Below are 11,952 nucleotides of genomic sequence, written 5' to 3'. Positions count from 1 at the left end.
TTGAGCACAACGATCATTCGTGTCCAGTGCATCAGATTTTGAACTGCGCCCTGGCTTTGGTTCCGGCTTGGGGTGCCGATTCAATAATGAATACTCCGCCGAGGGATTCGACGCGATAGCGCATGCCGACAAGGCCCAGATGAGTTTTACCCCGACCTGGCACACTTGGTTTCTCGCTTGAAATACCCACTCCCGCATCCTCGACTTGTACTTCCAGTAGCCCTTCGGTATGAGAGGCGCTGAGTTTTTGGCCTATGCCTCCTGCGTGAAGATAGGCATTGTTCAACGCTTCCTGGGCGAAGCGGTAAATACCAATTTTAAGCGCGATCGGTACGTCGTCCGGAAGAGTATCAAGCGCCAGATCCACGCGCGTCTCGGTTCGCTCTTCGTGCCGCTCGGCAAGCAATACCAGTGCGTCGTGCAGGGTCAGGTCATTGACTTCCGGAAGTGCCAGGCCGAGTGATATTTCCCGGACTTCGTTCAAAGCATCCTCACCGGCACGTTTGATCATTTCGAGGGCTTCTACATCGGCGACGCCTTGCGAATCTCCGAGCTCTTCAAGGCGAAGGAGAATGAGAGACAATAGCTGGGCAGGACCATCATGAAGATCTGCCCCGATCCGACGCAGGGTGAGTTCATTGATTCTGGAGAATTCGCGATTGGCCTTAGTGACTTTGCGCTGAAGGGCAGCATTGTTTGAGTGCAACCTGGCTTGCTCATTCATTCGCCATTTAAGTGCTGCTTCATGCTGTTTTATTATCTTGTCGTCACGCCGAACAATAAAAAACAACAGCAAAATCATCGCCGTTGTTGCAGTGCCAACAATTACCCATACTTTCTTGCGAACGTTATTGATCTCGCGCTGTAATGCTTCCGCGGTTTCGTAGAACTCGCCAACCGCAATAATCTTTCCAGTACCCGCTTCGCGCAGTGGAGCAAAAATTTCATAGAGCGGAATATTCAGGCTTCGCTCAAAGGCATCCTCAATATCATCCACCGTATAACCTTCAAGATCATTGTCCAGCTCTGTATGGATCTTGCCCGCCAACGCCTGTGAGATTTCCTCTGTCGGAAAGGTTTTCCGGACCGTGGATTTGTCAGTGCTGTAGACAATCGTGCCGTCTGGAAACCAGATCTTCACCGAGACAACATGTGTACTGAGCGAGGTGCTGGACAGCAGGCGATCAATGGTCTGGATAGTTTCATCGGGGAGTTCTTTGGCAGTGGTTAATCCCTGGACGAAAGGTTCGAGAAAGTTCTGCATATAACGCGCGCCCGTCTCTGCCGCCGTTTGAACAGTTGCATCTTCGATGCTCTGGCTTACAAGGTTGCCAACGAACGTCATGGTCAAACCCAGAATGATTGTGGCGCAGATTACGAACTGGATTGAGCGGCTTAAATGGCGCAATTTCGCACCGGTGCCCTGTCTCCCTGACACCGCGCCACTGGACTTTTGGTCAGTGTCTGATTCGACCAAGGTCTGATCCGATTCGTTGACCAAGGTCTCGGAATTTGACTGGGCTTTCGTCTCTGTACACATCCGGGTAGCCCCTCAATACTCATTTTCAATGGAGTGTAAAGCTGGCGTTTGAAGTTGAAGGTGGGAGGCGTGATGAGTGTTTTAAAAAGATTCTCAATCAGTCTGGATGATCGCTACTTCCGGCAACAACAGCCGGGGGTTATGACCAATAGCGTGGGTTTCAATGATTTCCTGACTCCTTCACCGAACGTGTGGAATCCCTCTCCAATACATACTAGTCAACTCGTAGTCGATGCCAGCTTCCTCATGGACAAAAGGCTTGTTGATGAAGCCGCATGGACGCAGAACCGTGCCATCACCCTTCAGGAAGTCCCGGACCATGGTGAGCCTGTTCCGGCCAATGACAGTTGCACCTTCTATTCAATCCGCGCTCATGGGCCGTCGCCTCCCTGAGGCGCAATACCTGCCTGTAGATACGGTTGTCATGGGGAATTGATCCTCAGTCGAGCACTGCTGATTGCACGCAATTTGGCAAGGGCTCGGTGCGCCCGTAGTACCAGGTCCCGTCGTTCAACTTTCGATTTTCATCTATGGGGTTCAGCACTAAACCACGCGTTTGCAGCCGGGTTTTATGCGCGTGGTTTCCTGATTGGTTAAGCATCGAGGAAACAGCCATGGCCAGCTTCATCAAGTCCGATCTCGAATTCATTCTCGAACAAATTTTCATCGCGGAACGGCATGCATCAGGCGCGAGTCTGGCTGACTTGCTGCAGAACGTAGAAGTACCCTTCGGCCTGCGCACCGTCTCCGGCATCGACAACAACCTGGCCAATCCCCAGTTCGGTGCCGCCGACAATTTCTTTCCGCGCATGACGACGCCGGTGTTCAATACCGCGCAGGTTCAGCCGGTCGGCTTCTTCGGTCCCACCGATCCTGGCGGAACCACGCCGACCTCCTATCTGCAAACCAGCGGTATTGTCTTCGATTCGCAGCCGCGCACCATCAGCAACCTGATCGTGGACCAGACGGCCAACAATCCGGCGGCGGTCGCGGCCGCAGCGGCCAATCCGGATTCGCAGCTCGTCACCAGCCCTGGTCTGGATGGCCTGTTCGGCACCGCTGACGATGTCTCCGTGTTCCAGATCCCCAATATCACGCCGGACGCGGCCCTGACCGTGCCGTTCAACCAGTGGATGACGTTCTTTGGCCAGTTCTTCGACCATGGCCTGGACCTCGTCACCAAGGGCGGTAGCGGCACAGTCTTCATTCCGTTGCAGCCCGACGATCCGCTTTTCGTGCCGGGCAGCCCGACCAACTTCATGGTGCTGACGCGCGCCACCAATCTGCCCGGTGCAGACGGCATCCTCGGCACCGCCGATGACATCCATGAGCAGAGCAACACTACCTCGCCGTTCGTCGACCAGAACCAGACCTACAGCTCGCATCCCTCGCATCAGGTATTCCTGCGCGCCTATGAGCTCAATGCCGCCGGCGACCCGGTCGCTACTGGCAAGCTGATCACCAATCGTGACCTGGGCGTCGATGGGCATTTCGGCACTGCCGATGACGTCGAAATCGGCGGCATGGCCACCTGGGCAGTGGTCAAGGCCCAGGCCCGTGATCTGCTCGGCATCAACCTGACCGATGCGGATGTGTTCGATGTACCGCTGCTGGCGACCGATGAATACGGCAACTTCATCAAGGGCCCCAACGGCCTCCCGCAAGTCGTGATGAAGGGCGTGGACGGCATAGCCGGCACGGCCGATGACGTGCTCGTCGAGGGTAATCGGGCCGCGCCCATCAGCCTGACGAACGCCGTGCGCACCGGTCACCAGTTCCTCATCGACATCGCCCACAGCGCCGATCCGACCGGCGGCCTGACGGCTGACGCGGACACCGTCATTGGTGGCCCGCAAGCCCCCGGCACCTACGACAACGAGTTGCTGGACAAGCACTACATTGCTGGCGATGGCCGGGTCAACGAGAACATCGGCTTGACCACGGTGCACTCCATCTTCCACAGCGAGCACAACCGCCTGATTGACCAGACCAAGGAGACGGTACTGGCCTCCGCCGACCTCGATTTCCTGAACAAGTGGCTGATGCCCGATGCCCAACTGGCGGCGTTACCGGTGACGCCCGCCGACATCGCGGGCCTGCACTGGAACGGCGAACGGTTGTTCCAGGCCGCCAAGTTCGGCACCGAGATGCAATACCAGCACCTGGTGTTCGAGGAGTTCGCGCGCACCATCCAGCCGCAAGTGGACGTCTTCCTGGCGCCTATGGGCAATGACACCACCGTCAATCCGGCGATCGTCGCCGAGTTCGCGCACACGGTGTTTCGCTTCGGCCATTCGATGCTGCTGGAGACAGTCGATCGTTTCGACCCCAACTTCAACGTCGTCGGCGACGGCAATCCGGCTGACCCGGGCAATCAACAGACCGGCCTGATCGCCGCCTTCCTCAACCCGCTGGAGTTTGCTGCGAGCGGCCCCACTCCTGAGGAGGCGGCTGGCGCCATCGTGCGCGGCATCACGCGGCAAGTCGGCAACGAGATCGACGAGTTCGTCACTGACGCTCTGCGCAACAACCTGGTCGGCCTGCCGCTCGACCTGGCCGCGCTCAACCTGGCGCGCGGCCGCGAAGTCGGCATCCCGTCGCTGAACGAGGCGCGGCGCGAGTTCTACCACATGACCGGCGACAGCCAGTTGACCCCCTACACGAGTTGGGCTGATTTCGTGCAGCACATGAAGCACCCGGAATCGCTGATCAACTTCATCGCCGCCTACGGCACACATTCAACCATCACTGGTGCTACGACGCTGGCGGACAAGCGTGCCGCGGCCGCGGACCTCGTGCTCGGCGGTGCCACGGCGCCAGCTGATCGCCTGGACTTCCTGAACAGTACTGGTGCCTGGGGCAGCAATGCCGGCGCGGACGGTATTCTGCACACAGCAGATGATGTGACCACCACCGGCCTTGACTCCATCGATTTCTGGATCGGCGGGCTGGCCGAGGAGAAGATGCCCTTTGGCGGCCTGCTGGGTTCGAGCTTCAACTTCGTCTTCGAAACCCAATTGGAAAATCTGCAGAACGGCGACCGATTCTACTATCTGGCGCGTACTGCGGGACTCAACTTCGGCACTGAGCTTGAGAACAATTCGTTCGCCAATCTGGTGATGCTCAACAGCGACGCAACGCACCTGCCGGCTAAAATCTTCCAGACGCCAGCCTTCATCCTGGAGGTCGACCCGACACATCAGTTCAACCCGAGTGTGGTGGCCGGCCCCGACGGTATCGTCGGCACGGTCGACGATCTGCCCGCCAACGCCGACCCCTTTGGCCCGTCGGACCACCCGATTGGCTCACCACGGATTGATCATTTCACGCCGCTGGTGATCCGCGACAACCCCGATACAGTGGGTCCGGATACCAACTACCTGCACTACACCGGCGGCGATACGGTCGTGCTTGGCGGCACGGCCGGCAACGACATCCTCATTGCCGGCGACTCGGACGACGACACTGTCTATGGCGACGCCGGCAACGACCGGCTCGACGGCGGCTACGGCAACGACAACGTCTTTGGCGGTACCGGCGACGACATCATCACCGACATCGGCGGCAGCGACACCCTGCGTGGCGAGGACGGCAACGACGTCATCCAGGCCGGCAACTCGACCCTCGGCCTCAACAACCTGGTCTTCGGCGGCGCTGGCAAAGACTTCATCATCACCACCGAAGACATCACCATGACCTTCGCCGGCGCGGGCGACGATTTCATCCTCGGCGCCAAGGTCAATCTCGCGCCGACCGGCAACGAAGGCGACGACTGGATCGAGGGCGGCACCCAGGACGGTGCGCCCGGCGATAACATGAGCCCGACCTTGTCCGACGATGTGCCCGGCAACGACATCTTCATCGGCACCGGCGGATTCGATGAAATGATCGGTGAGGGCGGCGACGACACCTTCGTCGCCAGCGATGCCCAGGACAAGATGGACGGCATGTCCGGGTTCGACTGGACCACCTACAAGAATGACAAGTACGGCGTGACCGTCGACATGGTCGTCCCGTTCTTCAGCCCCTATCACGCGGTGCCCGATGCGGCGGGCAATATCGTGGGCGCAGTGGCGCAATCGCCCGATGCGGTCTATGACCGGTTCGCGGAAGTGGAGGGCCTGTCGGGGTCGGCCTTCTCCGACTTCCTGCGCGGCGATGAACAAAACGCGGCCATCATCGCCAACATCACGGCCAGGGGCAGCGTCCTCACCAACTTCGATCTCGTCAGCGGCCTGCGGGCCTTCGTCGGCAGCGCCGGATTCGGTGCCGACGGTATCGGGGGCACGGCCGACGATCAGTTCGGCGCGGGCAACATCATCCTCGGCGGCGATGGCAGCGACATCATCGAAGGTCGTGGCGGCAGCGACCTCATAGACGGCGACAAGTGGCTCAACGTGCGCATCAGCGTGCGTCAGAACATCGATGGCACCGGGCCGGAAATCGCCACCTTCGACAGCATGACGCCAATGATCCCGCTCATGCTCAACGGCACCTACAATCCCGGCCAGCTCGTCGCCGTGCGTGAGATCCTGTCGGGCGCGGGCGGCTTCGACACCGTCAACTTCCTGGGCCCGATGGCGAACTACACAGTCGCCGTCAACGATAACGGCACTGCGCTCAATTTTGCCGACGATATCGTCACCGTGACCGACAATGTCGGCAAGGAAGAAACCGACCGTCTCACCCACATCGAGCGGCTGCAGTTCTCCGATCAGTCCATGGTCCTCGTGCCCGGGCTCAACGCCGAGCCGGTGGGCGCGCTGACGGTGGATAACACCGCACCGACCGTTGGCCAGATATTGACCGTGTCGGCGGCCGGCCTCACCGATGGCGACAACGCAGACGGGGCGATCCACAATTCCATCAGTTACATATGGCAGTTTGAAGCGACACCGGGCTCGGGTGTCTTCGAGGACATCATCCTCGGCCCAGGCCGCATCGGTATCGGATTTACAAGAGCAGACGCTCCCACGCTCACGGTGACGGCGGATCTTGCCGGCCTGGCAGTGCGTGTCAAAGGCATCTATGCGGACGATCATGGCGTGACCGAGCAGGTATTCTCGGCACCGACCACGGCCGTAGTGGCCGGGGCGCCGGCCCCTGCAGCGGCACCTTCGCTGATCGATCCGCAAACCACGGCCCCCAGCAACGGTGTGCGTTACACGCAATCCGACCTGGCGTTCATCCTTGACCAGATCAAGATTGCGGAACATCACGCGGCAGGTGAGAACCTGAACTCGCTGCTGCCGAACATACGCGTGCCGTACGGTTTGCGCACGGTCGAAGGGACGGAAAACAACCTGCTCCATCCCGAGTTCGGTGCCGCCGATAACGTATTCCCGCGCTTGACCACGCCGGACTTCCGCCCGGCCGATGCCGGTACGAGCTACACCCAGACCAGCGGCCTGGTGATCGACTCGGCGCCGCGCACCATCAGTAACCTGATCGTCGACCAGACCGCCCACAACCCGGCGGCGGTTGCGGCCACCTTCGATCCCGGACTGGATGGCGTCCTCGGCACCGCTGACGATGTGCTCAAGGCCGGTGCCCAGGTGGTGACCGGAACTCGCACCGACGGCACGACGTTCGAGACCTTCTTCGATCCGAACGTGAGCCCCGACGCGGGCCTGACCGCGCCCTTCAACCAATGGATGACCTTCTTCGGGCAGTTTTTCGACCATGGCCTGGACCTCGTCACCAAGGGCGGCTCGGGCACCGTGTTCATTCCGTTGCAGCCGGATGACCCGTTGTTCGTGCCGGGTAGTCCGACCAACTTCATGGTGCTGACGCGCGCCACCAATCAACCCGGCCCCGATGGCGTTCTGGGCACCCTCGATGACATCCACGAGAACACCAACACCACTTCGCCGTTTGTCGACCAGAACCAGACCTACAGCTCGCATCCTTCGCACCAGGTGTTCCTGCGCGCCTATGAACTCAACGCAGCGGGCGATCCGGTGGCCACCGGCAAGTTGATCGAAAATCGTGATCTGGGCGCCGATGGCGTGTTCGGCTCTGCCGACGACGTCGAGATCGGCGGCATGGCCACCTGGAAGGTGGTCAAGGCGCAAGCCCATGATCTGCTCGGGATCAATCTCACGGATGCCGATTTCAACAACGTGCCATTGCTGGCGACCGACGCCTACGGCAATTTCATCAAGGGTCCGAACGGTTTTCCACAGGTGGTGATGTTGGGCCCGGACGGCATAGCCGGCACGGCCGACGATGTGCTCGTCGAAGGTAATCCGGCGGCGCCCATCAGCCTGGTCAACGCCGCGCGCACTGGCCATGCCTTCCTCAACGACATTGCGCACACCGCCGTTCCGGTGGACGACCAGACCGGCGCAGCACTCCTGCCCGATGCGGACAATGTCATTGGCGGTACGCCTGCGCCGGGCTTCTACGACAACGAACTGCTGGACGCGCACTACATTGCCGGCGACGGTCGGGTCAACGAGAACATCGGCCTGACCACCGTCCATTCGATCTTCCACCATGAGCACAACCGCCTGGTCGATCACACCAAGGAGGTGGTCCTGGCGACAGCGGCAAGCGGCGATGTGTCGTTCCTCAACGAGTGGCTGCTGACGCCCGTCACTGCCGTTCCCGCCGACACCTCGAGTCTGGACTGGAATGGCGAGCGCCTGTTCCAGACGGCGAAGTTCGGTACCGAGATGCAGTACCAGCACCTGGTGTTCGAGGAGTTCGCGCGGACCATCCAGCCGATGGTCGATCCCTTCTTCGCCCCGGGCCAGGTGTACGACACCGCGATCGATCCGAGCATCGTTGCCGAGTTCGCGCACACCGTGTATCGCTTCGGGCACTCGATGCTGCTGGAGCAGGTCGACCGGCTGGATCCGAACTTCGCCTCGAGCGATATCGGGCTGATCCAGGCCTTCCTCAACCCGCTCGAGTTCGCGGGCAGCGGCGCCACCCCGGAAGAGGCGGCCGGTGCCATCGTGCGCGGCGTGACCCGCCAGGTGGGCAACGAGATCGATGAGTTTGTCACCGAAGCCCTGCGCAACAACCTGCTCGGCCTGCCGCTTGACCTGCCGGCCATCAACCTGGCGCGCGGCCGCGATACCGGCGTTCCGTCCCTGAATGCGGCGCGGCGGGAGTTCTATGGGCCCACCGGCGACGCAGAGCTCAAGCCCTACACGAGCTGGGCCGATTTCGTGCAGCACATAAAACACCCGGAATCGTTGATCAACTTCATCGCCGCCTACGGCACGCACTCGACCATCACCGGCGCCACCACGCTGGCGGACAAGCGCGCCGCCGCTGCGGACCTGGTGCTCGGCGGCGCGACTGCGCCGGCCGACCGCGTCGACTTCCTCAACAGCACGGGTGCCTGGGCCAGCAACGCTGGTGCGGACGGCGTGTTGCACACGGCAGACGATGTGACCATCACCGGCCTGGATGCCGTCGACTTCTGGGTTGGCGGGCTGGCCGAGGAGAAGATGCCCTTTGGCGGCATGCTCGGCTCGACCTTCAACTTCGTCTTCGAGAACCAGATGGAGAAACTCCAGGACGGTGACCGCTTCTACTATCTGGAGCGCACCGCCTCGATGGACTTTGGCGCTGAATTGGAGAACAACACCTTTGCCAATCTGGTGATGGCCAATACCGACGCAACACACCTTTCGGCCAGGGTTTTCCTGACACCGGCCTACACCCTGGAGGTCAATCAGGCGCACCAGTACAACCCGAGTGTGATTGCCGGTCCCGACGGCATTGTCGGCACCGCCGACGATCTGCCGGCGAATGCCGATCCCTTTGGTCCGTCGGACCACCCGATTGGCTCACCGCGCACTGACTTCCTCACGCCGCTGGTGATCCGCGACAACCCCAACACAACGGGCCCGGATACCAACTACCTGCACTACACCGGCGCCGACACGGTCGTGCTGGGCGGCACGCCCGGCAATGACATTCTCATTGCCGGCGACTCGGACGATGACACGGTCTATGGCGATGCCGGTAACGATCGGATCGATGGCGGCTACGGCAACGACCAGCTCTTTGGTGGTACCGGAGACGACATCATCACGGACATGGGCGGCGACGACGTCATCCACGGCGAGGACGGCAACGACGTCATCCAGGGCGGCAACGGCCTCAACCTGATCCTCGGCCAGGCCGGCCAGGACTTCATCATCACCGGCGAGGACGCGGCCGACACCAGCGGCGGCCTGGGCAACGACTTCATCCTCGGCAGCAAGGCGAACGAATTCGCGCGCGGCGGTGAGGGCGACGACTGGATCCAGGGCGGATCCGCCGATGGTGTTGCCGGCGACAACTTCGACCCGTTCGGCAACGACCCGATCAATGGCAACGACGTCTTCATGGGCGATGGCGGGCCGGACAACTTCGACGGGGAGGGCGGTGATGACATCATGATCGGCAGCCCCAGCGAGGCGGACCGTTTCATCGGGTTCTCCGGTTACGACTGGGCGGACTACAAGGATGATCCTGCCGGCGTGACCATGGGCCTCAACTCCAGGCTGCGCTTCTTCGATCAGCCGGCGGTGCCTGGTTCCAACGCGTCGATCCTGGCCCGGCTGGACTTGGTGGAAGGGCTGTCGGGATCGGCCCACGCCGATTTCCTCAGCGGCGATGACTCCACTGCCGACTTGCTCGCCATCGCAGGCGCCAAGGGCAGCGTGCTCACCAACTTCGACCTCATCAGCGGACTGCGGGACTTGGTCGGTAGCGCGGGCAACGGCGCGGATGGTATCGCCGGCACCGCCGACGATAAGTTCGACGGCGGCAACATCATCCTGGGTGGCGCTGGCAGCGATGTCATCGAAGGCCGCGGCGGCGATGACATCATCGACGGCGACAAGTGGCTCAACGTGCGCATCAGCGTGCGGCAGAACATTGATGGCAGCGGGCCGGAAATCGCGACCTTCGACAGCATGACGCCGCTGGTGCCGCTCATGATGAACGGCACCTACAACCCCGGCCAGCTCCAGATCGTGCGCGAAATCCTGACGGCGCCCGGCCCTGACTTCGACACGGCGCTGTTCTCCGGCAATCGGGTGGATTACACCGTGGTCGAAAATGCCAACGGCACCGTTACGGTCACCGACAGTGTCGCTGGCAGGGACGGCACCGACACCCTCAGCCATATCGAGCGTGTGCAGTTTTCTGACCAGTCGATCGTGCTTGGCGGTTTGAACTCCGGGCCAGTCGGTTCGCTGCGGATCGACGATCCCACACCCGCCACCGGCCAGGTGCTGACGGTATCGGCCGCAGACATCACGGATGCCGACAACACGGCGACCGGCGGCGCGATCACCGGCCCCATCAGTTACTTCTGGCAGTTCGAAGCGCGCCCTGGCTCGGGTGTCTTCGAAGACATCACCTTCTTTGCCGCCGGCGAGGTCGCGCGCGCAGAAGGCACGACCGTCACGGTGGGCTCTGAACTCAGGATCGCACCACCAGCGACCCTCATTGGCGCCGTACCGGCAATCCCGGAACTCGTCGTGGCAGCCGGGCTGGCCCTGCGCGTCAGGGCGGTCTACAAGGACGCCAATGGCGTGCTGGAAGAGGTGTTCTCGGCGCCGACCGCACCGATCACGGCGGCCGGTACTGGTACCGTCAATGTCCTGCCGGTCGGAACGATACTGATCAGCGATACGACCCCGGCGAAAGACTCGGGCTTGACCGCCACGGATGCGTTCACCGACGCCAACGGGACCACGACCTCGGTGATTGCCCATCAGTGGCAAATGGGCAGCGGTGCGATCTTCACCGACATCGCCGGCGCGACGGGCACGACCTTCACGCCCGGCCAGGCGCAGGTCGGTCAGCAACTGCGTGTCGTCGCGACGTACACCGATGACCTCGGCACACTTGAGCGAGTCACCTCTGCCGCAACGTTCGTGGTCAGTGATGTGTTTGTCGGTACCGCCGGTGTCGATGTATGGACCGGCACGGCAGGCGACGACGTGGCCAGCGCAGGTGCTGGCAACGACATCCTGAGCGGCTTGGGCGGCAACGACATCCTCCATGGTGACGCGGGCAACGACTTCCTCATTGGCGGTACGGGTAATGACCAGATGGTCGGCGGAACCGGCAATGATGGCTACATAGTCGATTCAGTCGGGGACGTGGTGGTCGAGTTGCCGGGTGAGGGTCAGGATTCGGTACAGACCACGCTGGGCAGCTACACACTGGGCGCCAATGTCGAACATCTGCTCTACCTCGGCGCCGGCAACTTTGTCGGCAACGGCAACGCGTCGAACAACGTCATGACCGGTGGGGTGGGTAATGACCACCTCAACGGCGGTGACGGCAACGACACATTACTGGGTGGCCTTGGCAACGACATCCTCACTGGCGGAGCGGGTAATGACCGGATGGTGGGTGGCGTCGGCAACGATGGCTACATCGTCGATTCAGTC

3 protein-coding genes are annotated in these 11,952 nt (G+C 61.4%); 2 read left to right on the top strand and 1 reads right to left on the bottom strand.

Features of this window, described 5'->3' with window-relative positions; all coding sequences use genetic code 11:
* Positions 1-31: 31 nt before the first annotated feature.
* The gene (locus tag EI969_RS00285) at positions 32-1,540 is read right to left on the bottom strand and encodes a sensor histidine kinase (protein ID WP_160385418.1); all 1,509 of its coding nucleotides are present in this window, start codon (positions 1,538-1,540) and stop codon (positions 32-34) included.
* A 72-nt stretch (positions 1,541-1,612) separates the two neighbouring features.
* On the opposite strand from EI969_RS00285, the gene EI969_RS00280 reads away from it, so the two are divergent.
* Both EI969_RS00280 and EI969_RS00275 read left to right on the top strand, forming a co-directional pair.
* Entirely contained in the window at positions 1,613-1,933 is a 321-nt protein-coding gene (locus tag EI969_RS00280) for a hypothetical protein (protein ID WP_178120485.1), read from the top strand.
* 221 nt (positions 1,934-2,154) lie between these two features.
* The coding region (locus tag EI969_RS00275; RefSeq protein ID WP_160385417.1) for a peroxidase family protein at positions 2,155-11,952 on the top strand (9,798 nt) is incomplete at its 3' end.

Origin of the sequence: Pseudomonas sp. PB101 (genome assembly GCF_009764265.1) — a bacterium.
In the GTDB taxonomy this organism is placed as follows: Bacteria; Pseudomonadota; Gammaproteobacteria; order Pseudomonadales; family Pseudomonadaceae; genus Aquipseudomonas.
Note: the sequence above shows the minus strand (reverse complement) of the source record. Positions and strands in the feature narration are given on the sequence as shown.